At 52.7% G+C, this 25,557-nt stretch carries 26 protein-coding genes and 1 riboswitch; of the genes, 13 read left to right on the plus strand and 13 right to left on the minus strand.

The window, feature by feature from the left end; genetic code table 11:
• Nucleotides 1-4 precede the first annotated feature (4 nt).
• On the minus strand, nucleotides 5-913 hold the full coding sequence (gene yvcK / locus LG384_RS07220; protein ID WP_045441158.1) for a uridine diphosphate-N-acetylglucosamine-binding protein YvcK: 909 nt from the start codon (nucleotides 911-913) through the stop codon (nucleotides 5-7).
• A gap of 264 nt (nucleotides 914-1,177) precedes the next feature.
• A riboswitch (molybdenum cofactor riboswitch) is annotated at nucleotides 1,178-1,323 on the plus strand.
• Here yvcK and moaA point away from each other — a divergent pair.
• The 6 genes from moaA to LG384_RS07250 all read left to right on the plus strand — a co-directional run bounded on the left by moaA (nucleotide 1,311) and on the right by LG384_RS07250 (nucleotide 4,760).
• Nucleotides 1,311-2,300, plus strand: coding sequence for a GTP 3',8-cyclase MoaA (gene moaA / locus LG384_RS07225; protein WP_045441159.1), 990 nt, complete (start codon nucleotides 1,311-1,313; stop codon nucleotides 2,298-2,300). Its footprint overlaps the riboswitch before it by 13 nt.
• A gap of 21 nt (nucleotides 2,301-2,321) precedes the next feature.
• Entirely contained in the window at nucleotides 2,322-2,834 is a 513-nt protein-coding gene (gene moaB, locus LG384_RS07230; RefSeq protein ID WP_045441160.1) for a molybdenum cofactor biosynthesis protein B, read from the plus strand.
• Between the two features lie 2 nt (nucleotides 2,835-2,836).
• The gene (gene moaC, locus LG384_RS07235) at nucleotides 2,837-3,322 is read left to right on the plus strand and encodes a cyclic pyranopterin monophosphate synthase MoaC (protein WP_045441161.1); all 486 of its coding nucleotides are present in this window, start codon (nucleotides 2,837-2,839) and stop codon (nucleotides 3,320-3,322) included.
• Nucleotides 3,315-3,560 (plus strand): molybdopterin synthase sulfur carrier subunit, encoded by a 246-nt coding sequence (gene moaD, locus LG384_RS07240; RefSeq protein WP_045441162.1) that lies wholly within the window; start codon nucleotides 3,315-3,317, stop codon nucleotides 3,558-3,560. Before moaC ends, moaD begins: the two co-directional genes overlap by 8 nt.
• 1 nt (nucleotide 3,561) lies before the next feature.
• Nucleotides 3,562-4,014 (plus strand): molybdopterin synthase catalytic subunit MoaE, encoded by a 453-nt coding sequence (gene moaE, locus LG384_RS07245; protein ID WP_045441163.1) that lies wholly within the window; start codon nucleotides 3,562-3,564, stop codon nucleotides 4,012-4,014.
• Nucleotides 4,015-4,055: 41 nt separating this feature from the next.
• On the plus strand, nucleotides 4,056-4,760 hold the full coding sequence (locus LG384_RS07250) for a Bax inhibitor-1/YccA family protein (RefSeq protein ID WP_040230421.1): 705 nt from the start codon (nucleotides 4,056-4,058) through the stop codon (nucleotides 4,758-4,760).
• 55 nt (nucleotides 4,761-4,815) lie between these two features.
• On the opposite strand, the gene LG384_RS07255 is transcribed toward LG384_RS07250, so the two are convergent.
• Genes LG384_RS07255 through LG384_RS07265 form a run of 3 tightly spaced genes read right to left on the minus strand, consistent with a single transcriptional unit; the run spans nucleotide 4,816 to nucleotide 7,777 of the window.
• A complete protein-coding gene (locus tag LG384_RS07255; protein ID WP_225760677.1) occupies nucleotides 4,816-5,778 on the minus strand; it encodes a lysylphosphatidylglycerol synthase domain-containing protein in 963 nt (320 codons plus the stop codon).
• Nucleotides 5,778-7,019 carry a cardiolipin synthase ClsB gene (gene clsB, locus LG384_RS07260; RefSeq protein WP_045441165.1) on the minus strand — a complete coding sequence of 414 codons (1,242 nt, stop codon included), beginning with the start codon at nucleotides 7,017-7,019 and terminating at the stop codon, nucleotides 5,778-5,780. The genes LG384_RS07255 and clsB overlap by 1 nt, the downstream gene beginning before the upstream one ends.
• Nucleotides 7,016-7,777 (minus strand): endonuclease/exonuclease/phosphatase family protein, encoded by a 762-nt coding sequence (locus LG384_RS07265; protein ID WP_200041971.1) that lies wholly within the window; start codon nucleotides 7,775-7,777, stop codon nucleotides 7,016-7,018. The genes clsB and LG384_RS07265 overlap by 4 nt, the downstream gene beginning before the upstream one ends.
• A 130-nt stretch (nucleotides 7,778-7,907) precedes the next feature.
• On the opposite strand from LG384_RS07265, the gene LG384_RS07270 reads away from it, so the two are divergent.
• On the plus strand, nucleotides 7,908-8,318 hold the full coding sequence (locus LG384_RS07270; protein WP_045441167.1) for a YbhQ family protein: 411 nt from the start codon (nucleotides 7,908-7,910) through the stop codon (nucleotides 8,316-8,318).
• Here the strand turns inward: LG384_RS07270 and LG384_RS07275 are convergent.
• From LG384_RS07275 to cecR, 5 genes are read right to left on the minus strand one after another with little or no spacing between them, the layout of a single operon-like run.
• Nucleotides 8,280-9,386: an ABC transporter permease gene (locus LG384_RS07275; RefSeq protein ID WP_200010645.1), complete on the minus strand. Its 1,107-nt coding sequence runs from the start codon at nucleotides 9,384-9,386 to the stop codon at nucleotides 8,280-8,282. The genes LG384_RS07270 and LG384_RS07275 overlap by 39 nt on opposite strands.
• 10 nt (nucleotides 9,387-9,396) lie before the next feature.
• The gene (locus LG384_RS07280; protein WP_200041972.1) at nucleotides 9,397-10,530 is read right to left on the minus strand and encodes an ABC transporter permease; all 1,134 of its coding nucleotides are present in this window, start codon (nucleotides 10,528-10,530) and stop codon (nucleotides 9,397-9,399) included.
• The gene (locus tag LG384_RS07285; RefSeq protein ID WP_048221804.1) at nucleotides 10,523-12,259 is read right to left on the minus strand and encodes an ATP-binding cassette domain-containing protein; all 1,737 of its coding nucleotides are present in this window, start codon (nucleotides 12,257-12,259) and stop codon (nucleotides 10,523-10,525) included. The genes LG384_RS07280 and LG384_RS07285 overlap by 8 nt, the downstream gene beginning before the upstream one ends.
• Nucleotides 12,252-13,247, minus strand: a complete 996-nt coding sequence (hlyD, locus tag LG384_RS07290) for a secretion protein HlyD (protein WP_048221803.1) — start codon at nucleotides 13,245-13,247, stop codon at nucleotides 12,252-12,254. The genes LG384_RS07285 and hlyD overlap by 8 nt, the downstream gene beginning before the upstream one ends.
• A complete protein-coding gene (cecR, locus tag LG384_RS07295) occupies nucleotides 13,244-13,921 on the minus strand; it encodes a transcriptional regulator CecR (RefSeq protein WP_045441172.1) in 678 nt (225 codons plus the stop codon). Before cecR ends, hlyD begins: the two co-directional genes overlap by 4 nt.
• Before the next feature lie 228 nt (nucleotides 13,922-14,149).
• Between cecR and rhlE the strand changes: the two genes are divergently transcribed.
• On the plus strand, nucleotides 14,150-15,496 hold the full coding sequence (rhlE, locus tag LG384_RS07300; protein WP_225760678.1) for an ATP-dependent RNA helicase RhlE: 1,347 nt from the start codon (nucleotides 14,150-14,152) through the stop codon (nucleotides 15,494-15,496).
• 34 nt (nucleotides 15,497-15,530) lie between these two features.
• On the opposite strand, the gene LG384_RS07305 is transcribed toward rhlE, so the two are convergent.
• Nucleotides 15,531-16,265, minus strand: coding sequence for a GntR family transcriptional regulator (locus LG384_RS07305; RefSeq protein ID WP_048221800.1), 735 nt, complete (start codon nucleotides 16,263-16,265; stop codon nucleotides 15,531-15,533).
• A gap of 202 nt (nucleotides 16,266-16,467) precedes the next feature.
• Here LG384_RS07305 and pcaB point away from each other — a divergent pair, with 202 nt between their 5' ends.
• From pcaB to LG384_RS07330, 5 genes are all read left to right on the plus strand, one after another.
• A complete protein-coding gene (gene pcaB, locus LG384_RS07310; RefSeq protein WP_200010650.1) occupies nucleotides 16,468-17,820 on the plus strand; it encodes a 3-carboxy-cis,cis-muconate cycloisomerase in 1,353 nt (450 codons plus the stop codon).
• Nucleotides 17,821-17,853: 33 nt separating this feature from the next.
• The gene (locus LG384_RS07315; protein WP_048221798.1) at nucleotides 17,854-19,275 is read left to right on the plus strand and encodes a DASS family sodium-coupled anion symporter; all 1,422 of its coding nucleotides are present in this window, start codon (nucleotides 17,854-17,856) and stop codon (nucleotides 19,273-19,275) included.
• Nucleotides 19,276-19,452: 177 nt separating this feature from the next.
• A complete protein-coding gene (gene dinG / locus LG384_RS07320; RefSeq protein ID WP_045441177.1) occupies nucleotides 19,453-21,603 on the plus strand; it encodes an ATP-dependent DNA helicase DinG in 2,151 nt (716 codons plus the stop codon).
• Between the two features lie 29 nt (nucleotides 21,604-21,632).
• Nucleotides 21,633-22,601 (plus strand): DNA-binding protein YbiB, encoded by a 969-nt coding sequence (ybiB, locus tag LG384_RS07325; RefSeq protein ID WP_225760679.1) that lies wholly within the window; start codon nucleotides 21,633-21,635, stop codon nucleotides 22,599-22,601.
• Between the two features lie 163 nt (nucleotides 22,602-22,764).
• Complete coding sequence (locus LG384_RS07330) at nucleotides 22,765-23,850, plus strand: malate/lactate/ureidoglycolate dehydrogenase (RefSeq protein WP_225760680.1); 1,086 nt, start codon at nucleotides 22,765-22,767, stop codon at nucleotides 23,848-23,850.
• A gap of 97 nt (nucleotides 23,851-23,947) precedes the next feature.
• Here LG384_RS07330 and ybiJ read toward each other — a convergent pair whose 3' ends face one another.
• The 3 genes from ybiJ to ybiX all read right to left on the minus strand — a co-directional run bounded on the left by ybiJ (nucleotide 23,948) and on the right by ybiX (nucleotide 25,530).
• Nucleotides 23,948-24,208, minus strand: coding sequence for a DUF1471 family protein YbiJ (gene ybiJ, locus LG384_RS07335; RefSeq protein WP_045441180.1), 261 nt, complete (start codon nucleotides 24,206-24,208; stop codon nucleotides 23,948-23,950).
• Nucleotides 24,209-24,509: 301 nt separating this feature from the next.
• Entirely contained in the window at nucleotides 24,510-24,776 is a 267-nt protein-coding gene (locus LG384_RS07340) for a DksA/TraR family C4-type zinc finger protein (RefSeq protein WP_225760681.1), read from the minus strand.
• 76 nt (nucleotides 24,777-24,852) lie between these two features.
• Nucleotides 24,853-25,530 (minus strand): PKHD-type hydroxylase YbiX, encoded by a 678-nt coding sequence (gene ybiX, locus LG384_RS07345; protein WP_045441182.1) that lies wholly within the window; start codon nucleotides 25,528-25,530, stop codon nucleotides 24,853-24,855.
• Nucleotides 25,531-25,557: the final 27 nt, after the last annotated feature.

A 25,557-nucleotide genomic window follows, 5' to 3' on the forward strand; every position in this document is an offset into this window, starting at 1 on the left:
TCGCTCAGCCTAAAGCCTGTACTACTTTTTCCAGCGCGGTGTGCAATAGCTGGCGGTCGTGGCGATAAGGAATATCGCTGGCTTCCAGCACGTCCTGAATCACAATGCGGTCAGTAACGGCTGAAACATCCACCTTCGGCCCCACAATTACCGCATCAATGACCTTCTTCCCGACGTACTGTTCGATGATTGCCAGCTTATCTCTGAGCGTCAGGCTGGCGGCTGGCAGGCTTAATTCACGCCCCAGATTGCCAATATAAACCATCGGTGCCGGAGTGCGACGCAATGCCTGCGCCAGTTCATCGAGCAGCAGGATCGGCATCAGGCTGGTGTAAAAGCTGCCCGGTCCTATCAGAATCAAATCCGCTTCCGCGATAGCTTCAATCGCTTCCCGCGTGGCCGGGACCTTTGGCGAAAGCATCAACTCCTGAGGGGGAATAGTGAGCTGATCAATATTCACTTCGCCATAGACCTCATGTCCCTGATCGTCGATAGCCATAAGATCCACCGGCAGCTCTGACATCGGAATTAAATGTGCATCCACTTTCAGTAGACTGCGAATTAAATTGATGGCTTCCAGAGGCCGCACGCTCAGGTGATCCAGCGCCTTTAACATCAGATTTCCGAGGTTATGCCCGGAAAGCTCGCCATTACCGCCAAAACGGTACTCAAACATGGCGGATGCGACGCTTGGCTGGGTAATTAACTGGTTCAGGCAATTACGCATGTCTCCCCAGGCAATACCCCCTTCGGAGCGCCGAATGCGGCCTGTGGAACCGCCATTATCGGTGGTGGTAACAATGCCCGTCAGGCGTGAGCCTAAAGGGGAAAGTGAAGAGAGAACGCGTCCTAATCCATGCCCTCCGCCGAGAGCGACAACGCGATCCAGATCCGCCAGCGTGCGAGTACGCATATATTTTCCTGATATCAATTGATCAGCGTACAGTAGCGTAAATTGCGTGTTTTCAGCAATTAGCCAGCGGGTTTCAGAGAAAAAATTTTCTGTGATCTACCTCTTTCTGACGAGGCTCACCTTACGACAAGATGATGTATATCAATGCAAAAGTGTGGTTTTTACTTATTCTGTAGCGAAAATGCACGATCATGTCGTTATATACATGTTTATACAGCGAAAGTGTACATGGCAAAACTACCATTTACACGCTAGTATCGGCATAACCACAATAAACACTCTAGCCACTGCACCTGGGTCAAATGATACGGTGCTTTGGCCGTGACAATGCTTATATGAGATTGTCACCAGGGCGCAGGAAGAAATGACTTCGCCTCCCGTATTTGGAAAGGTGTACATGGGCTCTCAACTTACTGATGCTTTCGCTCGTAAGTTTTACTACTTACGTTTGTCGATTACCGATGTGTGTAACTTTCGTTGCACCTACTGTCTGCCGGATGGCTATAAGCCCGGCGGCGTTACCAATAACGGCTTTCTGACCGTTGATGAAATTCGTCGTGTCACACGTGCGTTCGCCAGCCTGGGAACGGAAAAAGTGCGTCTGACGGGAGGCGAACCGTCCTTGCGTCGCGACTTTACCGACATCATCGCCGCCGTGCGTGAAAATGACGCTATCCGTCAGATTGCGGTAACCACCAACGGGTACCGTCTGGCGCGGGATGCCGCTACCTGGCGCGAAGCGGGACTCACGGCGCTGAACGTCAGCGTCGACAGCCTTGATGCTCGCCAGTTTCACGCCATTACCGGACAGGACAAATTTCAGCAGGTAATGGCTGGTATTGATGCTGCATTTGATGCCGGTTTTGAAAAAGTGAAAGTGAACACCGTGCTGATGCGCGACGTGAACCATCATCAACTGGATACCTTCCTTGCCTGGATCCAGCCGCGTCCAATCCAGTTGCGCTTTATTGAACTGATGGAAACCGGCGAAGGCAGTTCTCTCTTTCGTAAACACCATATCTCCGGGCAGGTTCTGCGCGATGAACTGCTGCGTCGCGGCTGGATCCACCAGCTACGCCAGCGCAGCGACGGTCCGGCGCAGGTTTTCTGTCATCCTGATTATGCCGGCGAGATCGGCCTGATCATGCCTTATGAAAAAGACTTCTGCGCCACCTGTAACCGTCTGCGCGTTTCTTCTGTCGGCAAACTTCATTTGTGTTTATTTGGTGAAGGCGGCGTTAGCCTGCGTGATTTGCTGGAGGATGATGCGCAGCAGCAAGCGCTGGAAGAGCGCATCTCTGCCGCGCTGCTAGAGAAAAAGCAAACCCACTTCCTGCATCAGAACAATACCGGCATAACCCAGAACCTCTCATATATCGGTGGATAATCTACAAAAAGGAGATTAAAGATGAGTCAGGTAAGCGCTGAATTTATCCCGACACGCATTGCTATTCTTACTGTTTCCAGCCGTCGTGGTGAAGAAGACGACACTTCAGGTCATTATTTGCGTGACTCTGCACTGGAAGCAGGTCATCAGATTGTTGATAAGGCAATTGTCAAAGAGAACCGTTACGCTATTCGCGCCCAGGTGTCTGCCTGGATTGCCAGCGACGACGTGCAGGTAGTGCTCATTACTGGTGGCACGGGGTTGACTGAAGGAGACCAGGCGCCGGAAGCGCTGCAGCCGTTGTTTGACAGAGAAGTCGAAGGTTTTGGCGAAGTGTTCCGTATGCTCTCTTTTGAAGAGATTGGTACTGCGACGCTGCAATCCCGTGCGATTGCCGGGGTCGCCAATAAAACGCTGATTTTCGCTATGCCGGGTTCGACTAAAGCGTGTCGTACCGCCTGGGAAAACATTATTGCGCCGCAGCTTGATGCCCGTACACGTCCGTGTAATTTCCACCCACATTTGAAGAAATAAGTATGTCGCAACTGACTCATATTAACGCCGCTGGCGAAGCGCACATGGTGGATGTCTCCGCCAAAGCGGAAACCGTACGTGAAGCGCGTGCTGAAGCATTCGTCACCATGCGCAGCGAAACTCTGGCAATGATTATCGACGGTAGCCACCATAAAGGCGACGTTTTCGCTACGGCCCGAATTGCCGGTATCCAGGCGGCCAAACGCACCTGGGATCTTATCCCGTTGTGCCACCCACTGATGCTCAGCAAGGTTGAAGTTAATCTGCGCGCCGAGCCGGAGCACAACCGTGTGCGCATTGAGTCGCTGTGTCGTCTGACGGGTAAAACCGGTGTCGAAATGGAAGCTTTAACGGCGGCATCGGTGGCTGCGTTGACCATCTACGACATGTGCAAAGCGGTACAAAAGGATATGGTGATTGGTCCGGTGCGGCTGTTGGCGAAAAGCGGCGGCAAGTCGGGAGATTTTAAGGTGGATGCGCATGATTAAAGTTCTTTTCTTTGCCCAGGTACGTGAACTGGTGGACACGGATGCGTTAGACGTCACAGCAGAATTTCCTACGGTAGAGGCGCTGCGCCAGCATCTGGCCGCCAAAAGCGATCGTTGGGCGCTGGCTCTCGAAGACGGCAAACTGCTGGCTGCGGTTAACCAGACGCTGGTCAGCTTTGATTATCCCGTTAAAGCGGGAGATGAAGTCGCCTTCTTCCCGCCGGTAACCGGAGGCTGAGATGGCTGAAACGCGAATTGTTGTTGGACATGCCCCGTTTAGCGTCGGGGAAGAATATCCCTGGCTGGCAGAGCGCGACGAAGATGGCGCGGTGGTCACTTTCACCGGTAAAGTCCGGAACCACAACCTCGGCGACAGCGTAAAGGCGTTAACGCTGGAACACTATCCAGGCATGACCGAGAAAGCGCTGGCAGAAATCGTCGAAGAGGCGCGTGAACGCTGGCCGTTAGGTCGCGTAACGGTTATACATCGCATCGGCGAACTGTGGCCTGGGGATGAAATCGTCTTCGTCGGCATAACCAGCGCACATCGCAGCAGCGCGTTTGATGCCGGCCAGTTCATTATGGATTATCTGAAGACTCGCGCGCCGTTCTGGAAGCGTGAAGCAACGCCGGAAGGCGAACGTTGGGTGGACGCCCGTGACAGCGATAAACAAGCAGCAAAACGCTGGTAGAGTACAATTGTTGTAGGCTCATACTGATTCAGGAGATTGTCATGGACCGATTCCCACGATCCGATTCTATTGTACAGGCCCGTTCCGGTCTGCAAACGTATATGGCGCAGGTGTACGGCTGGATGACCTGTGGGTTGTTACTGACGGCCTTTATTGCGTGGTATGCGGCGAATACGCCAGCGGTAATGATGTTTGTCTTCTCAAGCAAAATTACCTTCTTTGGGCTGATTATTGCCCAGCTTGCGCTGGTGTTTGTTCTTTCGGGCATGGTGCAAAAGCTCAGTGCCGGAATGGCGACCACGCTGTTCATGCTCTACTCGGCATTAACCGGTCTAACGCTGTCGAGTATCTTTATCGTTTATACCTACTCGTCTATCGCCAGCACCTTTGTGGTTACCGGCGGAATGTTCGGCATCATGAGTCTGTATGGTTACACCACCAAACGCGATCTCAGTGGTTTCGGCAATATGTTGTTTATGGCGTTGATCGGCATAGTGCTGGCTTCGTTGGTTAACTTCTGGCTGAAGAGTGAAGCGCTGATGTGGGCGGTGACCTACATTGGAGTGATCGTGTTTGTCGGCCTGACTGCCTATGACACGCAAAAGCTGAAAAATATCGGCGAGCAGATCGACTTGCGTGACAGCTCTAACCTGCGTAAATACGCGATTCTCGGGGCGTTAACGCTGTATCTGGACTTCATCAACCTGTTCCTGATGCTGCTGCGTATTTTCGGCAATCGTCGTTAAATATCTGTTGCCGGATGGCGGTGTTAACAATGCTATCCGGCAATAAATCTCACGGCTATTTTGCCATCGCCTTCTCGTTCTTTACCCGCAGCTTTTTCGCCCGACTCTCCAGTACCAGATAGCACACCAGTGCCAGCAGCAGCGGAAGAAAATAGTAGAGCACCCGGTACGCGAGCAGGGCGGCGATGATCAAGCCTTGCGAGGTCTCTTCTCCTGCCAGCAAGGCGATAAATACGGCTTCAAGTACACCGATCCCCGCAGGAATGTGCACGATCACCCCGGCAATACTGCTCACCAGTTGCACCCCGAGTACAAAGAAATAATCCACGCCCTGGCCTAACAGCAGCCAGATAATTGCCCCCATGACCATCCAGTTGGTACTGGATATTGCCATCTGAATAAGGGCGAATTTCCATGATGGAAGTACCAGTTTTTGACCTTTAATCGTGATGTGGCGATGTTTGGCAAATGCGCAAAACCACAGATACACGACAATAATCAGCAGCAGCGACACGCCCAGAATGCGTAGCGTAAGCTCATCGATATACCAATGCGCGGGTAACTGAACGACGCCGAAGGTAAAAATAAAACCGCCCAGCAGGATGTAGCCCAGCCAGTTGGTGGTAATACTGAGCGAGAAAATGCGCGTGATAGTACTTCCCGGCAATCCAAGGCGCGAGTAGAGCCGATAGCGCATCCCAATACCACCGACCCAGGTACTTAATGTCAGGTTGAAGGCGTAACAGATAAACGATACCAGCATTACCTGGCGTTTTGACAGTTTATGCCCGCAATAATACCGTCCGAGCAGGTCATAAAAGCCATAGAACAAATAGCTGACGATCACGAGTCCAATCGCGCTGAGCAGGGCGAGCCGATTGTAATCACGGATAACCGTCCATACCTCTTCCCAGTTCACCTTGCTGGCATAAATAACCAGTAACACGATGACTGCTATAAAAAATAGCCAGGTGAGGATTTTTTTCGCTAACCGCCAACGCGGATGAGATTTTGCCATCAGGGTTTCCCTCCGGCATCTTCTGCCTGAATGCGATCCTGTGTTTCCATAGTGGGCTGGGCAGGCGGCTCAACCTGGGCAAGGCGCGGAGTGTGTGCGGGTAACCAGCCGACCAGCGCCGGAAAATGGCGCAAAAAGTGGAATGCCATCACGCTCTTGGTCAGATTCCACCAGGTGCGTTTTGGAAGCATGGATTCATCAACGCGTTTGCAGTCTTGCGCAATAATAGGGTCCAGATTGTCACGCAGGGTCTGGTTAAAGGCGCGGTCATGAATAATGATATTTGCTTCCAGGTTGAGCGACAGGCTGAGTGGGTCGAGATTGCTGGAGCCAACCGTTGCCCAGTGATCGTCCATCAGTGCCACTTTGCCATGAAGAGGTTTGCGTCGGTATTCATAAACGTGGACGCCGCCCTTCACCAGATAGTTGTACAGCAGGCGAGCACCAACCTTTACAATCGGCATATCCGGCTCCCCCTGGACGATAAGCTTCACCCGTACCCCGCGTCGTGCAGCTTTGCGCAGCGCATGCAGCAGTCGATAACCTGGGAAGAAATAGGCATTGGCAATGATCACTTCCCGTCTGGCCTGAGTCAGCATTTTCAGATAATGGCGTTCAATATCATCGCGATGTTCTTCGTTATCGCGCCAGACAAATAGCGCCTGCGCTTCGCCAGGTTGACGATTCTCAATCGCCCGATGATGGCGCCGCCACCAGCGGCGTACGGCGCTTTGTCCTGGCAGGTTTTCCAGTACAAATGTCAGGATATCGACCACGATAGGACCCTCAACCCGCACGGCATAATCCTGCTTAGCTTCAGGGCCATAATCAGACATATGTTCGGCGGAATAATTAATTCCGCCGACGAAGGCGACGCGATCGTCAATCACGACTATTTTGCGATGCATCCTCCGAAACAGGTTAGTGCGCATGCCCAGCAGGCGAGGGCGCGGATCGTAATAACGAAAAACAATTCCGGCGGCGGTCAATTCGTCGACAAAACGATCGCTGAGATCTGGTGAACCGTAGCCGTCCAGTAGCACTTCTGCTTTGATCCCGCGTTGAGCGGCTCTCAGCAGCGCAGCATGCAGCCGTATTCCGACTTCATCTTCAAACCAGATAAAGGTCTCAAGGATTATCTTTTGTTGTGCCTGCTCAATAGCTTCAAAGACGGCGGGATAGTATTGGTCGCCATTTTCCAGTAGCTGAATTTGATTGCCTTCACGCCAGCCATTTTTCATAAATGAATCTCCGCGCTGAGGGGGGCATGGTCAGACAAATGTCGCCAGTTGTGGAGCGCCAGCGCAGTTGGCGTACTGGCGTTGGCATTTTTTACGTAGATCCTGTCGAGGCGTAGTAGCGGCAGATGCACCGGAAAGGTTCGCGCCGGTCGTCCGTGGGCCCGGGTAAAAATCTCTTCAAGACCGGCCTGGGCTTTCAACGGATGATTAGCCTTTTGCCGCCAGTCGTTGAAATCCCCGGCGACGACGACAGGTTCGTCATCGGGCAGGGCATTCACCCAATCGGCCAGCATTGACAACTGTGCCTGGCGATGAGCTTCACGTAACCCAAGATGTACGCACATCACATGGATAGGGCGAGGTAACATTGGCGGCACGATGCGACAGTAAAGCACGCCGCGTTTTTCGCTTCCCCCGACTGAAACATCGCGATTTTCATCATGTTCGATGGGATAACGTGACAATACCGCATTGCCGTGATGCCCTTGTGGATAAACGGCATTACGCCCGTAAGCAAAGTCGCTCCACATCGTATCAGCCAGAAATTCGTAGTGTGTGGTATCCGGCCAGTTCTCCACATGCAGCGGGTGAATGTCGTGCGCTCCCATCACTTCCTGCAGACACACAATATCCGCACCGACCGTCCTGACGGCATCACGTAGCTCAGGCAAAATAAAGCGTCTGTTAAAGGCGGTAAAACCTTTATGCGTATTAATAGTGAGCACATTGAATGAAAATCGATCGGTTGGTTCGGTCATGTGTCTCCTGTCGGCGTCATTTTTCTTTTAAATAGTGTAGTCGGCGTCACAAAAGGATGCGGTGTTACGGAATTTTCCGTAAAGTCCGGTACTCTGAATAATTAGTTAAAAATCCTTCAGGAGAAAAGCCATGAGGTGGCAACAACGTGTTCGTGTCGCAACGGGTCTTAGTTGCTGGCAGATTGTGTTGCATTTACTGGTAGTGGCGTTGCTGGTAATGGGCTGGATGAGTGGCACGCTGGTGCGCGTCGGTCTGGGATTATGCGTCATTTATGGCGTAACAGTTTTACTGATGCTGGCGTTACAGCGTCATCATGAGCAGCGCTGGCGCGATGTGGCCGATGTGCTGGAAGAGCTTACGACCACGTGGTATTTCGGTGCGGCGATGATCGTACTGTGGCTGCTGTCCCGCGTGCTGCAAAATAACGTGTTACTGGCACTGGCGGGACTGGTTATCCTTGCCGGCCCCGCAGTGGTCTCACTGCTGGCGAAAGACAAGAAACTACATCACTTTGCGTCTAAACATCGCATACGCCGCTGAACCGGTTGTGGCCGCAATAACCAAAAGCGGCCACAAACTTCCCCAGACAATCTTCAGACTCGCATCCTTCAGGTAAATCTGTTTCGTGATGTCCGTGAAATGGCGGATAGGATTTATCCACGTCAGGTTCTGCAACCATACCGGCATATTTTCGACCGGAGAGACGTACCCTGAGAGTAAAATTGCGGGCATCATAAAGACAAAAACGCCGATAAATGCCTGTTGCTGTGTTGAGCACAGCGATGAAATCAGTAAACCAAAGCCCACCAACGACAACCCATAAATCACCATCGTAAAGTAGAACAACCCCAGCGAGCCGGCAAAGGGGATGTGATACGCCCAGATGCCAATTGCCAGCACGATGGTGGCCTGAAAAGTGGCAACGATCAGCGCAGGCACCGCTTTACCGATGAAAATCTGCCAGGTGGTGAGCGGGGAAACCAGCAGTTGGTCCAGCGTACCTTGTTCGCGCTCGCGGGCAACCGACAGCGAGGTGACGATCATTACGCCGATAGTGGTGATCATGGCGATCAGTGACGGCACCACGAACCATTTATAATCCAGATTCGGGTTATACCAGTTACGCACCACCAGTTCACTGTTGTTCGGTTTAGCTTTACCCTCCATCAGCTCCTGCTGGTATTCTTTGACGATCTGCTGCAGATAATTTGCGGCGATCTGCGCGCTGTTAGAGTTACGCCCGTCGAGGATTAGCTGCATGGGCGCCTGCTGGAAGGTATCCAGATTGCGCGAAAAATCGGCCGGAAAACGCACCAGCAGTAGTGCTTTTTGCGTGTCGATGGTGGGCTGGATCTCCTGCGGATTTTTCAGCAGCAGGATATGAGTAAAGGCGCTGGCGCGGGCAAAACGCTGGGTTAACTCCACCGAATGTTTGCCGTTGTCTTCGTTATAGATGGCGATAGTGGCGTTGGTCACTTCCAGTGTTGCAGCGAAAGGAAACAGGATGACCTGAATCAGCACCGGTAAAATCAGGATTGCGCGTGTCTGCGGCTCGCGCAGTAGCGATTGCAGCTCTTTGCGAATTAATGTCCATAAGCGATGAAACATGCCTGTCCCCTTAATCCAGCCGACGTTTGGTTTTAAGCCACGTCAGACCAATAAACATCACCGCCGAAGCGATTAAAAACAGCACGTTGATAATCAACACTACCGGAATATTTCCCGCCAGAAACAGGCTTTGCAAGGTACTGACAAAATAACGGGCGGGGATAATGTAGGTCACCGCGCGGATAATTGCCGGCATGCTGTCTATCTGGAAGATAAATCCCGACAGCATAATCGACGGCAGGAAAGCGGCGTTCAGTGCCACCTGTGCGGCGTTAAACTGATTGCGGGTGATGGTGGAGATCAGCAATCCCATCCCTAACGTGCTGAGCAAGAACAGGCTGGTGATAAAAAACAGGATCAGCAGCGAACCGCGGTAGGGAACACCAAGAATAAACACCGACACCAGCATGCAGAGCAGCATCGCCAGCATGCCAAGAAAGTAATAGGGGATCAGTTTGCACAGCAGTAATTCGACGCGGGTCACTTCAGTAGAGAGCAGTGCTTCCATTGTCCCGCGTTCCCATTCTCGCGCAACCACTAATGAGGTGAGGATCGCGCCAATCACCGTCATAATGATGGTGACTGCGCCAGGAATAATAAAGTGCTGGCTGATGGCCGCCGGGTTAAACCAGTAGCGCGTTTGCACGTCAATCAGCGGCTCGAATGATTCTCCCCGATCTTCCGCCCGTTGTTTTTGCCAAATCTGCCAGATGCCTTCCACATAGCCCTGCACAAAGTTAGCTGTGTTGGGTTCGCTGCCATCGGTGATCACCTGGATCGGGGCGATGTCGTTTGGCCGCGCCATCTGCTGAGCAAAATCTACCGGGATAACCACCAGTCCGCGAATTCGCCCGGCCTGCATCTTCTCAATCAATTCCTGGCGGCTATCGCTAATGGTGGCGTCAATATATGGCGAGCCGGTCATGGCGTGGGTAAAGTCCAGCGCCTCTTCGCTCTGTTGTTCGAGCAGAATCCCAACCCGAAGCTTGCTGGAGTCGAGGTTAATGCCGTAGCCGAAGATAAACAACAGCAGTAGCGGGATCACCACGGCAATCAGCCAGCTACTGGGGTCGCGAACGATCTGGCGCGTTTCTTTCACACACAGCGCCCGCACGCGTCGCCAGGAAAGAGTATGGTTACTCATGCGCATGCTCCTTATCCCAGTCATTGATAAGCGTGATAAACGCCTGCTCCATGGTCGGGTCCGGCGTATCATTATCGGCGGCTTGTGCTTTCAGATCGTCCGGCGTGCCGCTGGCAATCAGCTTACCGCGATACACCAGTCCGATACGGTCACAATATTCCGCCTCGTCCATAAAATGGGTGGTAACCATCACCGTAACGCCTTTTTCCACCATGCTGTTGATATGCAGCCAGAACTCCCGGCGGGTGAGGGGATCGACCCCGGAGGTCGGTTCATCAAGGAACAGGATATCGGGTTCATGCATCAGTGAGCAGGCCAGCGCCAGACGCTGCTTAAACCCCAGAGGCAACTCGTCAGTGGCATGGGAGGCGATGCTTTTCAGGCCGAACGCCTCGCTCATACGATCAATTTTTTCTTTCTGCGCACGACCGCGCAGGCCGTAAACGCCAGAGAAAAAGCGCAGATTCTGTTCAACCGTCAGGTTGCCATACAGGGAGAATTTCTGCGCCATATAGCCTAAATGTTGGCGCGCTTTCCCTGAACTGACTTTCAGGTCCATATCCAGCACCAGTGCTTTACCGGAAGTGGGGACCAGCAGGCCACACATCATTTTAAAGGTGGTGGATTTGCCAGCCCCGTTTGGCCCTAACAGGCCAAAAATTTCACCGCGCTGTACGGCGAAATCCACATGGTCGGTGGCGGCAAAGTCGCCAAATTTTTTGGTCAGCGCTTTGGCCTCAATGACCGTTTCACCCGCTTTTCCTTCCACGGTGTGCAGGATGGCGCCCAGCGGAGATTCAGAGGTTCCCGCTCCGCCGAGCAAATCGATAAAGGCGTCTTCGAAGCGTGGGGCAGTCCCGGTGATATTAATCTCCGGCATGCCATCGGCATGACGAATATCATCCGCTGTCGCCTCTTTTTTCAGGATCAGTCGAACAGATTTGCCCTGAATCATCCCGTCGCTGACCTGCGGCAGTTTTAACGCCCGTTGCAGCAGCTTCCGGTTGTTTTCCTGCGGACTGCTCATTAAAAAGCTACGTCCCGCCATGGTTTGCGTAAGTCGGGTCGGTTCGCCCTGATACAGCAGTTCACCTTCGTTCATCAGCAGCACATCACGACACTGCTCGGCTTCATCAAGATAGGAAGTGCTCCAGAGGATCAGCATGCCGTCCCCGGCCAGTTCGTGCACCATTTGCCACAGTTCGCGACGAGAAATGGGGTCCACACCAACGCCTGGTTCATCCAACAACAGAACTTTTGGCTCACCAACCAGGGTACAGGCAAGACCCAGCTTCTGTTTCATCCCGCCGGAGAGCTTTCCTGCCAGACGTCCGGTAAATGGCTCCAGTGAGGTAAACTCCAGCAGACGGGCAAAGGTCTCTTTGCGTTTTTCACCGGTCACGCTACGTAAATCGGCATAGAGATTGAGATTCTCCATGACGGTCAAGTCTTCATACAGGCCAAATTTTTGCGGCATGTAGCCCAGCACGGCATGCAACGCGCTATCGTCTTTTATCGGGTCAAAACCGATCACTGTCGCGCTACCGTCATCTGGCTTCAACAGGCCCGCCAGCATACGCATTAAGGTCGTTTTCCCTGCGCCGTCTGGCCCTACAAGACCGGTGACATAGCCAGCGTGAATGGTACAGTCGAGCGGTGCAACCGCCGGCTTTTCCAGGCCTTTGAAGCGTTTGACCAGTCCACTAAGCGTAATGACGGCGTCATTCATGCCGCGCCTCGTCACTGAGTTTCACCGTGACAGGCATCCCCTGGCGTAATGCATCATCCGCATCTGTCACAACAATACGCAGGCGATAAACCAGGTCGGTACGCAGGTCCGGGGTTTCAACCGTTTTGGGCGTAAACTCTGCGGTAGGAGATACAAAGCCTATTTTACCGTGATACGGTTTATCCGGACGGCCATCGGTATAGAGCAGAATTTCTCGTCCTGGCTGTGCCTGGCTCAGATTACGTTCGTCAACATAGGCGCGAACCCAGACCGGACGGGTAAGCGATAGTGTAAGCACGGTGCCGCCCGCGTTCAGCATGCTGCCGGGTTCGACCGCTCGGGTTAGCAACGTGCCGTCAGACGGTGAGGTGAGAGTTGTATCATGCAAATCAAGTTCAGCCTGTGCCAGCTGGGCCTGAGCTTGTTCGAGTGTTGCTTTCGCCTGGGCGATATCCTGTGGGCGGTTACCGCTGCGATATTGCGAAAGTTTATCCTGGGCAGATTTCAGTGTGGCCAGCGCCTGGTCGCGTGCAGAACGGGCGTTTTCCAGGTCATTGGCGGAAATCGTGCGACTTTTCCACAATCCTGACTGGCGGTTGTAAAAGTTTTGTGCGTAATCGTATGCCGCCTGAGCCTGTTTCACGGCTGCTGCGGTTTGTGCGATCTCTTCCTCACGATACCCTGCCAGCATCAGGTCGTATTGCGCCTGTGCAGCGGCAACATTGGCTTTTGCCTGCATCAGTGCGTTTTCGTATGGGGCATGGTCCAGCTCGCCCAGCACCTGACCGGCGGTAATGGCATCACCTTCGTCAACGGCCAGCGAGGCCAGTCTGCCACCAACACGAAAACTTAAGTTGACGCTACGGATGTCGACATTGCCGTACAGGGTCAGGCCGTTATCTTGTCGGCTTTGATACCACCACGTTCCACCGGCAATCACGGCCACGAGTGTCGCGATAACCAGCCCAAGAACGACAGGTTTTTTCATGAGTCCAGACTCCTTTGCGTTAAACCTTGCAGAATAAGATCGATGTGAAAGATGACCGTTTGGGAAATCAGCGCGGCTTTATCCTCATCAAATTGTGACCAGCCCGTGCGTAACAGTATGGTTTCTTTACCCAGCCGGAAGGCCAGTACCTCGCCGAGTATGGCGTGGGTGTGTAGGATCATTTGGGTATCGTTGGCATCGCAGCCAGTATAGGCAGCAATCAGGCGTGTCAGGTGTGTATGTAGAGGATTGAGTACCTGATCGTGCACCAGTTGATAAGCGGCGGTGGGCGAAAGCTGCTCACGCGAAATAAATTTACTCAGATTAACGGTGTCGTCCTGGGTTAACAGCATGATCATATTTTTGCAGGCGCGCAGAATAAGTTCGCGCATTGCCGCCCGATCCGGCTCTGGCTGGGCAAACAGGCGCTCAGCTTCCTCTGCGTGGGGACGAAACTGTGAACCGATAAAATCAGCAATCCACTGGGCGCAGGCAAGATATAAATCTTCTTTTGAACCAAAATAGTAGGTAATTGCGGCAATGTTCTGCCCGGCCAGGGCGGCAATATCGCGCGTCGTCGCGTGCAGGCCATACTCACCGAATTGTGCCAGCGCGGCGGCAATGAGCTGGTTCTTTGCCTGTTCACCTTTTGTTGTCATGGTTGGTGTATTCATTGCACGGTCATAATCTTAATCAATCGATTGATTAAGATTATGACTGATGTTCGATATTGTCCAGTGTGGTGGTTTATTTTGTTTTTTCGGCTGGCGGGATAATTTATGCGGTACATCACAAAAACTGCTACACTCCGCCCCTTCATGACATTGTGGTTTTTGTCATCTCTTTTGCGAGTATCTCCCTGAAAACGACACCGGTAACGGTCGGGGCGGTTCGGAGTAGTTATGTCTTTTGATTCCCTTGGTTTAAATCCTGATATTTTGCGCGCCGTTGCCGAGCAGGGTTACCGTGAACCAACCCCTATTCAGCAGCAGGCAATTCCCGCAGTGCTGGAAGGCCGTGACCTGATGGCCAGCGCCCAGACTGGTACAGGTAAAACAGCAGGCTTTACCCTGCCGATGCTACAACATCTTATTACCCATCAGCCGCATGGCAAAAGCCGTCGCCCGGTGCGTGCGCTGATTCTGACACCAACACGTGAACTGGCTGCGCAGATTGGTGAAAACGTCCGCGATTACAGTAAGTATCTGAATATCCGCTCACTGGTGGTTTTTGGCGGTGTGAGTATTAACCCGCAAATGATGAAACTGCGTGGCGGCGTTGATGTGCTGGTGGCGACTCCCGGTCGTTTGCTCGATCTGGAACATCAGAACGCGGTCAAACTGGATCAGATTGAGATCCTGGTGCTGGATGAAGCGGACCGTATGCTGGATATGGGCTTTATCCATGACATTCGTCGCGTACTGGCAAAATTGCCGGCAAAACGTCAGAACCTGCTGTTCTCTGCAACGTTCTCTGACGACATCAAAGCGCTTGCTGAAAAGCTGCTGCATAACCCGCTGGAAATTGAAGTGGCCCGTCGTAATACCGCTTCTGAGCAGGTTACTCAACACGTTCATTTTGTTGATAAAAAACGCAAGCGCGAATTGTTGTCGCAGATGATTGGCCAGGGTAACTGGCAGCAGGTACTGGTCTTTACCCGTACCAAACATGGCGCTAACCACCTGGCAGAACAGCTGAATAAAGACGGCATTCGCAGTGCAGCCATTCACGGTAACAAATCTCAGGGTGCGCGTACGCGTGCGTTGGCCGATTTTAAATCCGGTGATATTCGGGTTCTGGTGGCGACCGATATCGCCGCGCGCGGACTGGATATTGAAGAACTGCCGCACGTAGTGAACTACGAGCTGCCGAACGTGCCGGAAGATTATGTACACCGTATTGGTCGTACCGGCCGTGCGGCGGCAACGGGTGAAGCGTTATCTCTGGTGTGCGTCGATGAGCACAAACTGTTGCGTGATATCGAGAAGCTACTGAAAAAAGAGATCCCACGTATTGCTATCCCGGGCTACGAGCCGGACCCGTCCATCAAAGCTGAGCCGATCCAGAACGGACGCCAACAGCGTGGCGGTGGTGGTGGCCGCGGACAGGGTGGTGCAGGGCGTGGGCAGCAACCGCGTCGTCAGGATGGCGGAGCGCCAAAAGCGAAGCCGCGCAGCAGTGAAGGCAAACCGGCAGGCGATAAGCCTCGTCCGCCACGTCGTCCTCGCAGACCGTCTTCAGCACAGTAATCGAATGAAAAACCTGCCATGTCGGCAGGTTTTTTTACTCACCTGAACTCTGCGGTTTCAGCACGATTGAGCAGGTATATCGTCCTGCCGGGTGAATCGAAATCGTCGTTTCAAATACCTTTCCTTCCCTGTCCATATAGCGACGCACAATTCTCATCGCCGGTGAATCAGGTTCTACGTTGAGGATTTTCGCCACCTTTTTAGGCACGCCCACGGCTGTAATCGTCTGATGTACCTCATGGCTTTTAATACCGTAATGGGTTTCGATCAAATCGCTAATTAACGAGTGTGGATCGTTGCGGATGTAAGCGCGCAGCTTGGCGTAATCCGTACTGGCATAACTGTCGGTCCAGCAGATTGGCGCGTCCGGGTTTTGCGCATCTTCGCGGGTGCTGGCAATGTGCAGCCAGCGGGAGCCCGGCGGACAACCAATCATCTGGGAAAGCTCAATATCCGCGACAATTTCATCGATTTTTTTTATCACGCGCAGATTGTTTTTCGCCAGCAGTAACAGATCTTCAAGATGCGATAATGGGTGGTTGACGCCGTTTGCCTGTGGTTCGCAAACGCGGGTTCCTGCGCCTTTACGGCGTGAAATCAACCCCTGTTCCGTTAATTCCCTCAATGCCTCTCGTATGGTGTGGCGGCTGACCTGCCATGTTTCACACAGCTCCATTTCTGTGGGAAACAGCGAGCCTGGGGCAAAAGTACCCACCGATATTTGCTGCGCCAGTTCACGTGCTATTCGCTTGTACAGAGATTCTTTCATCGCAGTTTCATCAAAAAATTAATGATCTTCATCACAAAAATATGTACGGACTATTCCATACATTCCTCGTGAATACTATAAATGTCCGTACATTTAAATGTACGGACATTGTTGTATGTCTGGACATTGTGGCGGTCTTTGTTCTTCCAACAAACGGCCTGAAACACGCATCTTATCATTATCAGATTTTCCAGGGGGATTTATGGCTTCGAATGTGCTTGATTCTGTTCTGTTCAGGGATTCTTTCGGTACACCTGCAATGCGCGCGGTGTTTGACGATCGCGAACTGGTGCGCAAATACGTGGAAGTGGAAGTGGCATTAGCTAAAGCCCAGGCACGCTGTGGCGTGATACCCGAAGCTGCGGCGCAGGAAATTGCTGAGAAATGCAATGCCGATACGCTTGATTTTGATTTGCTGCGTCATGAAACCGAAATTGTGGGTTATCCGATCCTGCCGCTGGTGCATCAGATTTCAAAACAGGCCGGAGAGTCCGGCGGTTACGTGCACTGGGGGGCGACCACCCAGGACATTATGGACACTGCGGTAGTGCTGCAAATTCGTGATGCTTTTGCATTAATCGAATCCGATATGGACAAACTTCGTGCGGCGCTGGCCGATCTTGCTCGTCGGTACCGCGATACGCCAATGGCGGGGAGAACTCATCTGCAGCAGGCGCTGCCAGTGACCTTCGGTTATAAAGCTGCCATTTGGCTGGATATGTTCGAACGCCATGCCGAGCGTCTTGCTCAGGCGCGTCCACGTGTGCTGGTCGGTGAATTTGCTGGCGCAGCCGGTACGCTGGCATCGTTGGGCGATAAAGGGCTGGCGGTACAAAAAGCCATGATGGAAGAGCTGGGACTCAATGTACCTACATCTACCTGGCACGTCGCGCGCGATGGTTTTGCTGAAGCCGTAAACCTGCTGGCGGTTATGACTGGTTCTCTGGGCAAGATCGCTTATGACGTGATGCTGATGGCATCAAACGAGTTTGGCGAACTGTACGAGCCGTTTGTTAAAGGACGCGGCGCCAGCAGCACCATGCCGCAGAAACGAAACCCTATCTCCAGTGAGCTGATGCTGGCCTGTGCCAAAGGCGTACGTCAGCAAGCAGGGCTCATGCTGGATGCGATGGTACAGGACCTGGAACGGGCAACCGGGCCGTGGCATGCCGAGTGGATTGCTATCCCGGAAAGTTTCGTCCTCAGCGCGGGGGCGTTGCATCAGGCCAACTTTATGCTGGCGGGGCTGGTGGTTGATGAAGCGGCGATGAAACGTAACCTAGGTATGACCAATGGTTTGATTGTGGCCGAAGCGGTCATGATGGGTCTGGCGCCATATATTGGCCGTCAGGATGCGCATGACGTAGTGTACGACGCCTGCCGTATCGTTAATGAACAGGGGGGACGACTGGCCGATGTACTGAATGCGATGCCGTCAGTCTCAGAACGTCTGGATCCGCAGTTGATTGAGGAGCTGACCGACCCGGCAAATTACCTGGGGATGGCACCCGCGATGGTCGATCAGGTGCTGGCCAAATATATGTCGCGGAAATGAATTATCTCGGGCTAACGGAATAAGGATATTTTTATGTCAACGAATTCTGTCACGGGAAAATCCATTCTGTCATTCCTGATACCGCTGGCGATTGGCGGAATCATTTGGTTTTATCCCGTACCTGAGGGGCTGACGCCTCAGGCCTGGCATATGTTTGCTATTTTTGCCGCCACTATTGCCGCCATTTTGACCCAACCGCTCCCTTCGGGGGCGGTCATGTTGATTGCGCTTTGCGTGGTGATTTTTACCAAAACGTTGCCAGAGGCGAAAGCGCTTTCCGGGTTCGCTTCCGGCACGGTATGGCTCATCTTCTGCGCCTATGTCCTTTCTCTGGGGTTTGTCACCTCGGGTCTGGGGAAACGTATTGCGTATAAGATGCTGTCGCTTTTTGGCGGTAGCAGTCTGGGTATCGCCTACTCGCTGGGGGTTTCCGATCTGATTATGGCCCCGGCAATGCCGTCGGTGACCGCGCGTTCCGGGGGGATTATTTTCCCTATCACGCGTTCAATTAATGATGTGCTGGGCTCGGCTCCTGGGGTAACGGGCAAACGTATTGGCGATTTCTTAACCATGGTGTGCTTTCAGTTTACGCCGATTACCGGGGCGATATTTCTCACCGGGATGGCGGCGAATCCGCTGGTGGCGAGCCTGGCGAAATCCTCATTAGGCGTTGAGATAACCTGGGGCGGGTGGTTTGTTTCCGCAGTGGTCCCGGCGATGGTTTGTTTTTGCCTGATGCCGCTATTGGTTTATAAGTTGCTGGATCCTGAGCTTAAGCGTACGCCAGAGGCAAAAGCGATGGGTAAGCAGGCGCTGGGGGAACTCGGCGCGATGAGCAGCAACGAGAAAAAAGTCGCTTTCGGCTTTGTGCTGGCGTTGGTTGGCTGGGGCACCAGTTTGATCACAGGATTGTCTGCGACGTCAGTCGGACTGGGGTTGGCTGCTTATCTGTTCGCCTCGGGCGCCGTGAGCTGGAAAAGCCTGCTCAATGACCATGCGGCCTGGGATACGGTGATCTGGTTTAGCGTCATTATCAGCCTCGCGACCGGGCTTGCCGATCTGGGCTTCATTAAATGGATGACGATCAAACTGGGTAGCGGTATTCAGGGATTTGGCGCGATAGAGTCCTTTATTATGTTGGGGATCCTCTATATTTACGTCCATTATCTCTTTGCAACCGCGACCGGACATGTAGCGGCGCTGTACGCACCTTTTGCGGCCACCGCGATCGCTGCAGGCGCACCGCCGATGATGGTGGCTATTTGCTTCGGTATTTTCAGCAATCTGATGTGGGGTAATACGGAGTATGGCGGCGGACCTGGCCCAATCTATTTTGCGCAAGGTTATTTTGAACGACCGCGCTTTTACAAAATCAACCTCTGCGTGGTGACGGTGAATGTGATTATCATTTTTGCCGTGGGTATGCTGTGGTGGAAGCTACTGGGATACTATTAACCGATACGCTTATTCGGCCTGCAATATGTATAAATGCAGGCCGGATAAGGCGTAAGCCGCCATCCGGCAAAGTGAACCCGAGTTGCGAAGCGCTTTCCAGTATGGGGGAAAAAGGTACATCCAGCGCCTGAAATGTGCCACAATAGTGGCTGTTTATACAGTATTTCAGGTTTTCTCATGGCATTAACTGCTGCGCTAAAAGCGCAAATTGCCGCCTGGTATAAGGCGCTTCAGGAACAGATCCCCGACTTTATTCCCCGTGCACCACAGCGGCAGATGATTGCTGATGTCGCTAAAACGCTGACTGGAGAAGAAGGGCGGCATCTGGCGATTGAAGCACCGACTGGCGTAGGGAAAACGTTATCGTACCTGATACCCGGTATTGCCATTGCGCGTGAAGAACAAAAAACGCTGGTGGTCAGCACCGCCAACGTTGCGTTGCAGGATCAAATCTACAGTAAAGATCTGCCGCTGCTGCGAAAAATTATCCCTGATCTGCGTTTTACCGCTGCCTTTGGTCGCGGACGCTATGTCTGTCCACGAAATTTAGCTGCATTAGCCAGTACCGAACCTAATCAGCAGGATCTGCTGGCGTTCCTCGACGATGAACTGACGCCAAATAACCAGGAAGAACAAAAGCGCTGTGCCAGGCTGAAAGGCGATCTCGACAGCTACAAGTGGGACGGGCTTCGCGACCATACGGATATCGCCATTGACGACGGACTCTGGCAGCGTCTGAGCACCGATAAAGCCAGTTGTCTGAACCGTAACTGTCACTACTATCGTGAATGTCCATTTTTTGTTGCCCGCCGGGAAATTCAGGAAGCTGAAGTGGTGGTGGCGAACCACGCACTGGTGATGGCGGCAATGGAAAGCGAGGCCGTTTTACCGGAACCGAAAAACCTGTTGCTGGTTCTTGATGAAGGTCACCACTTGCCAGATGTTGCACGCGATGCGCTGGAAATGAGTGCGGAAATTACGGCACCCTGGTATCGACTCCAGTTGGATCTGTTCAGCAAATTAGTCGCTACCTGCCTGGAGCAGTTCCGTCCGAAAACCACGCCACCGCTGGCTAATCCTGAGCGGCTGAACGCCCACTGCGAAGAACTGTACGAACTGATCGCTTCATTAAACAACATTCTCAATCTGTATCTGCCCGCCACGCAGGAGGCCGAACACCGCTTTGCAATGGGCGAGTTGCCTGCGGAAGTGATGGAAATTTGTCAGCGTCTGGCGAAGTTGACGGAAATGTTGCGCGGTCTGGCGGAACTGTTCCTCAATGACTTGAGTGAAAAGACCGGCAGCCACGATATCGTGCGTCTGCATCGGGTCATTTTACAGATGAACCGGGCGCTGGGTATGTTCGAAGCGCAGAGTAAACTGTGGCGGCTGGCGTCGCTTGCGCAATCATCAGGTGCGCCGGTGACTAAATGGGTGACGCGCGATGTGCGTGACGGACAGATCCATGTCTGGTTCCACTGCGTGGGGATCCGCGTCAGCGATCAGCTTGAACGGCTGCTGTGGCGCAGCGTACCGCATATTATTGTCACTTCAGCTACCTTACGCTCGCTCAACAGTTTCTCGCGCCTGCAGGAAATGAGCGGCCTGAAAGAAAAAGCAGGAGACAGGTTTGTCGCGCTCGATTCACCGTTTAATCATGTCGAGCAAGGCAAGATCGTTATTCCTCAGATGCGCTATGAGCCATTGATTGATAATGAAGAGCAGCATATAGCGGAAATGGCGGCCTATTTTCGCGAGCAACTGGAAAGCAAAAAACATCAGGGCATGCTGGTGCTGTTTGCCAGCGGGCGCGCGATGCAGCGTTTTCTTGAGCATGTGACCGATCTGCGCCTGTTGTTGCTGGTACAGGGCGATCAACCGCGTTATCGTCTGGTGGAGCTGCACCGTAAGCGAGTGGAAAGCGGTGAACGTAGCGTGCTGGTTGGCTTACAGTCTTTCGCCGAAGGCTTAGATTTGAAAGGCGAGTTGCTGACTCAGGTGCATATCCACAAAATTGCGTTTCCACCTATCGACAGCCCGGTGGTGATTACCGAAGGCGAGTGGCTGAAAAGCCTGAATCGTTATCCCTTTGAGGTGCAGAGTTTACCTGCGGCGTCGTTCAATTTGATCCAGCAGGTCGGGCGACTCATTCGTAGCCACGGCTGCTGGGGTGAAGTGGTTATTTATGACAAGCGTTTATTGACCAAAAACTATGGTAAGCGTTTACTGAATGCGTTACCCATTTTTCCTATAGAGCAACCTGCTGTGCCAGACGTTATAGTAAAACCAAAAGAAAAAGCGAAACCCACGCGCCGTCGGCGGCGTTAACGATGTGAGCAACAGGCAAGGAGTTTTCGATGGATTACCGCAAAATCATTAAAGAGATTGGGCGAGGAAAAAATCACGCGCGTGACCTGGACCAGGATACCGCTCGCGGACTGTATACCCACATGTTGAATGGCGACGTGCCCGATCTTGAGATGGGCGGCGTATTAATTGCGCTGCGTATCAAAGGGGAAGGGGAAGCGGAGATGCTCGGTTTTTATGAGGCGATGCAAAACCATACTATTCGTCTGACACCGCCTGTCGCCAAACCCATGCCAATTGTTATTCCCACCTACAACGGGGCGCGTAAGCAGGCGAACCTGACCCCGCTGCTGGCCATTTTGCTGCATAAGCTGGGCTTCCCGGTGGTGGTACACGGTGTCAGTGAGGATCCGACTCGCGTACTGACGGAAACCATTTTTGAACTGCTGGGCATTGCGCCAACGCTGCATGCCGGGCAGGCACAGGCAAAATTGGATGGACATGAGCCGGTGTTTATCCCGGTGAGTGCCTTATGCCCTCCACTGGAGAAACAGCTGGCGATGCGCTGGCGGATGGGCGTACGCAACAGTGCGCATACGCTGGCGAAATTAGCCACGCCGTTTGCTGAGGACGTTGCGCTGCGCCTTTCCAGTGTTTCGCACCCGGAATATGTGTCGCGGGTGGCGAAATTCTTTGGCGATATCGGGGGGCGTGGCCTGCTGATGCATGGTACGGAAGGTGAAGTGTATGCCAACCCTCAGCGTTGCCCACAGATAAGCTTGATAGACTATTCCGGCGTTCGGGTATTGCAGGACAGGCAGAGTGATATGCCGGACGAGCCGGTGCCATTGCCAGTGGCAAAAGATCCTGAAACAACGGCTCGCTGGATTGAGCGTTGTCTTGCCGGAAGCGAGCCGATACCGGCCTCGTTGAAAATTCAGATGGCGTGCTGCCTGGTGGCAACCGGCGAAGTCGGGACGCTGGCTGAAGGGGTTAACCGCGTCGAACAATGCTTCTGATTATCTGACTCTTCCGACGGGTCGTTGCCTGACCCGTCGGCTCTTCCCCCTTCCTGTAACGTGAAATTTCTGCACGTTTATTGATCTCCTGGTCATCGTGGCGCAGCATAGTTTGTTGAAAAATAAGAAACACAACAAACACGCAACATAACAGGAGATAACAATGAACAGTGGACATCGCTTCCATGTGCCAACGTTGCACGCTTTTATTCAGGCCGTTTTCCGCCAAATGGGAAGCGTTGAGCAAGAAGCGCGACTGGTTGCCGATCATCTGATTGCCGCGAACCTGGCCGGACATGACTCTCACGGTATTGGGATGATCCCAAGCTATATCCGCTCGTTCTCTCAGGGGCATTTGCAGATCAACCGTCATGCGAAAGTGGTGAAAGATGCGGGGGCAGTGATCACGCTTGATGGCGATTGTGCATTTGGTCAGGTGGCAGCGCATGAAGCCATCACGCTGGGTATTGAAAAAGCACGCCAGTACGGTATTGCAGCTGTGGCGCTACATAACTCTCATCATATTGGGCGAATTGGCTACTGGGCGGAGCAATGTGCGGAAGCGGGTTTTGTCTCTGTTCACTTTGTGAATGTGGTGGGGATTCCGATGGTCGCACCATTCAATGGTCGTGATAGTCGTTTTGGCACCAACCCCTTCTGCGTTGTTTTTCCGCGTAAAAATGCCTTCCCGCTGCTGCTGGACTACGCTACCAGCGCCATTGCCTTCGGAAAAACGCGCGTGGCATGGCATAAAGGGGAGCCGGTTGCAGCGGGATGCCTGATCGATGCTGATGGTGTACCGACCACCGATCCGGCTGTCATGCAGGTTTCGCCGCTTGGGTCGCTACTGACTTTCGCCCAGCACAAGGGCTATGCGCTGGCAGCAATGTGCGAAATCATGGGTGGTGCACTTTCTGGTGGTAAAACAACGCACAAAGAAAGTTTACAGGATAGCGCTGACGCCATTATTAACTGCATGACGACTATCATTATTAACCCGGAATTATTTGGCGCACCGGACTGCGATAATCAGGTTTCGGCCTTTGCTGAATGGGTAAAAGCGTCGCCGCATGCTGAGGATGCGCCCATTCTGTTACCGGGTGAGTGGGAGGTGAATACCCGTCAGGAGCGACTGGCTCAGGGGATCCCGCTTGACGCCGGAAGCTGGCAGGCTATTTGCGAAGCGGCACAGCAAATAGGCATGTCGGATGCCGTGTTGCAGGAATTCCATCAACAACTGGAACAGTAGGCAAAAAAAAGCCCGTCCAGTGACGGACGGGCAAACAAAGGGTAACAAACAGGGTCAATGAGGGTTGGAGCATTGGGTACTACAAAAATTCTGTTGGTTATTTGTAGATAACCGCGGTGCCGCTCATTTTGTCTTTGCCGACAGCGGAGGTGATGCTGTAACCACTAGCGCCTGCGGCAGCAGCTTTTTCAGCCAGTTTTGCTTCCAGGCCATCCAGCGTACTGGCACCATCAGCGGATACCACACCAATTTTATTCATGCTTTGTGCCTGGGTTGAAGTAACCGGCTCGGCAGCAAAAGCGCCAAATGACAGGGTAGAGAGGGCGATGGCGGCAACAGCATATTTGATATTTTTCATGATTAATCTCTCGCAGGTTGTTCTGTTAGTCAGTTGTTTTGTTAAGTAGACGTTGTTCTGTCGATGTGAGAAGTATCACGCTTTTTTATGTGAGAGAAAATCGAATAGAATTGACGGCATCCATCAAATAAATTGAATGACAAATAACTTATTGAATATTAATAAATTAGAAGGGGAGATTTACAGTTCTTGCCATTGCACTTTACAGAGAAAGTCTGGACGGCACATTTTGCTACACAGTGTGTGAAAAACCGTGCTCGTAAAGTAAATCGTATGCGCTGAAACTTTCGGTAAAGATAGGTCAACGTAGCTGGCTGTCTTTCGAACCTCTGCGATTATATCCTGAGAAAGCCGAATCATGTGAATCTTTGTCCTGCTGGCAGGTGATGCATAAGCGCACGCCAGGAACGGCCTCACGTCTGGCCTGAGGGATAGGATCACCACATTCCTCACACTCATAAAGACTTTCTCCCGTGGGTAATTCACCCCGGGCGCGGGCAACAGCATCTTCAATAGTATTGTTGATCTGTTCGTTTACCGCGTCGTCATTTGCCCATCCGGATGCCATATATGCCTCCCCATAGTCGGTATACAAATAAGTATAGCGAATGCTATGGGTGAAAAACGACCATCAGGGAGACGCATCAGATTTCGGACCATTCACGCAGCAGGTTATGGTAGAGATTGAGCAAGGAAAGGATCTCTGTGTTTTCTCCATGGCGTGACTTCAGGGACTGGATGTTTTTATCCAGTTCAAAGAGCATTGCGCGTTTTTTATCATCACGGATCATAGACTGGATCCACATAAATGAAGCGACGCGAATGCCGCGAGTGACCGGCGTTACACAATGCAGGCTGCTGGAGGGGTAGAGAACCAGATCGCCTGCCGGGAGCTTCACCGCGTGTTGACCGTAGGTGTCATTCACCAGCAGTTCTCCACCTTCGTAACTGTCGGGATCGCTTAAGAATAAGGTGGCAGACAGATCTGTACGCATCCAGCCGTTTTCCGGGTGACTGCGTACCGCACCATCGACGTGAAAACCGTAAGTTTCGTTGTTCTGATAGCGATTGAACAGCGGAGTTGAAAGTGTTTTTGGCAGTGCAGCGGCAAAGAAAAGCGCGTTGTTGTTAACGGCGTTCTGCACTGCTTGTTGCAATGCTGCATAGCGTTCGTCGCGTGTATCAACCTGTTGGTTATTCTTAACCTGCGCCCCCTGAGCGCCCGTGGTTACGCGGCCATCAACCCACCCTGTGGTGCTCAGTTGTTCGCGAAACCAGGTTACATCCTGCGCCGACAGGATGCCGGGAATGTGGTACATCATTAGTGTCTCTCCTGAGAGTGGGGCTTG

The organism is Citrobacter sp. Marseille-Q3906 (genome assembly GCF_916618775.1).
Lineage (GTDB): Bacteria > Pseudomonadota > Gammaproteobacteria > Enterobacterales > Enterobacteriaceae > Citrobacter > Citrobacter murliniae.

Coding starts and splice junctions, on each gene's coding strand:
- LG384_RS07315 (WP_048221798.1), top strand. CDS start 17,854: ATGTCAACGAATTCTGTCACGGGAAAATCCATTCTGTCATTCCTGATA.
- ybiX (WP_045441182.1), bottom strand. CDS start 25,530: ATGATGTACCACATTCCCGGCATCCTGTCGGCGCAGGATGTAACCTGG.
- ybiB (WP_225760679.1), top strand. CDS start 21,633: ATGGATTACCGCAAAATCATTAAAGAGATTGGGCGAGGAAAAAATCAC.
- LG384_RS07340 (WP_225760681.1), bottom strand. CDS start 24,776: ATGGCATCCGGATGGGCAAATGACGACGCGGTAAACGAACAGATCAAC.
- moaA (WP_045441159.1), top strand. CDS start 1,311: ATGGGCTCTCAACTTACTGATGCTTTCGCTCGTAAGTTTTACTACTTA.
- LG384_RS07265 (WP_200041971.1), bottom strand. CDS start 7,777: ATGACCGAACCAACCGATCGATTTTCATTCAATGTGCTCACTATTAAT.
- moaE (WP_045441163.1), top strand. CDS start 3,562: ATGGCTGAAACGCGAATTGTTGTTGGACATGCCCCGTTTAGCGTCGGG.
- yvcK (WP_045441158.1), bottom strand. CDS start 913: ATGCGTACTCGCACGCTGGCGGATCTGGATCGCGTTGTCGCTCTCGGC.
- rhlE (WP_225760678.1), top strand. CDS start 14,150: ATGTCTTTTGATTCCCTTGGTTTAAATCCTGATATTTTGCGCGCCGTT.
- LG384_RS07270 (WP_045441167.1), top strand. CDS start 7,908: ATGAGGTGGCAACAACGTGTTCGTGTCGCAACGGGTCTTAGTTGCTGG.
- LG384_RS07250 (WP_040230421.1), top strand. CDS start 4,056: ATGGACCGATTCCCACGATCCGATTCTATTGTACAGGCCCGTTCCGGT.
- moaD (WP_045441162.1), top strand. CDS start 3,315: ATGATTAAAGTTCTTTTCTTTGCCCAGGTACGTGAACTGGTGGACACG.
- clsB (WP_045441165.1), bottom strand. CDS start 7,019: ATGAAAAATGGCTGGCGTGAAGGCAATCAAATTCAGCTACTGGAAAAT.
- LG384_RS07255 (WP_225760677.1), bottom strand. CDS start 5,778: ATGGCAAAATCTCATCCGCGTTGGCGGTTAGCGAAAAAAATCCTCACC.
- hlyD (WP_048221803.1), bottom strand. CDS start 13,247: ATGAAAAAACCTGTCGTTCTTGGGCTGGTTATCGCGACACTCGTGGCC.
- ybiJ (WP_045441180.1), bottom strand. CDS start 24,208: ATGAAAAATATCAAATATGCTGTTGCCGCCATCGCCCTCTCTACCCTG.
- dinG (WP_045441177.1), top strand. CDS start 19,453: ATGGCATTAACTGCTGCGCTAAAAGCGCAAATTGCCGCCTGGTATAAG.
- LG384_RS07285 (WP_048221804.1), bottom strand. CDS start 12,259: ATGAATGACGCCGTCATTACGCTTAGTGGACTGGTCAAACGCTTCAAA.
- LG384_RS07305 (WP_048221800.1), bottom strand. CDS start 16,265: ATGAAAGAATCTCTGTACAAGCGAATAGCACGTGAACTGGCGCAGCAA.
- LG384_RS07275 (WP_200010645.1), bottom strand. CDS start 9,386: ATGTTTCATCGCTTATGGACATTAATTCGCAAAGAGCTGCAATCGCTA.
- moaC (WP_045441161.1), top strand. CDS start 2,837: ATGTCGCAACTGACTCATATTAACGCCGCTGGCGAAGCGCACATGGTG.
- LG384_RS07280 (WP_200041972.1), bottom strand. CDS start 10,530: ATGAGTAACCATACTCTTTCCTGGCGACGCGTGCGGGCGCTGTGTGTG.
- pcaB (WP_200010650.1), top strand. CDS start 16,468: ATGGCTTCGAATGTGCTTGATTCTGTTCTGTTCAGGGATTCTTTCGGT.
- moaB (WP_045441160.1), top strand. CDS start 2,322: ATGAGTCAGGTAAGCGCTGAATTTATCCCGACACGCATTGCTATTCTT.
- LG384_RS07330 (WP_225760680.1), top strand. CDS start 22,765: ATGAACAGTGGACATCGCTTCCATGTGCCAACGTTGCACGCTTTTATT.
- cecR (WP_045441172.1), bottom strand. CDS start 13,921: ATGAATACACCAACCATGACAACAAAAGGTGAACAGGCAAAGAACCAG.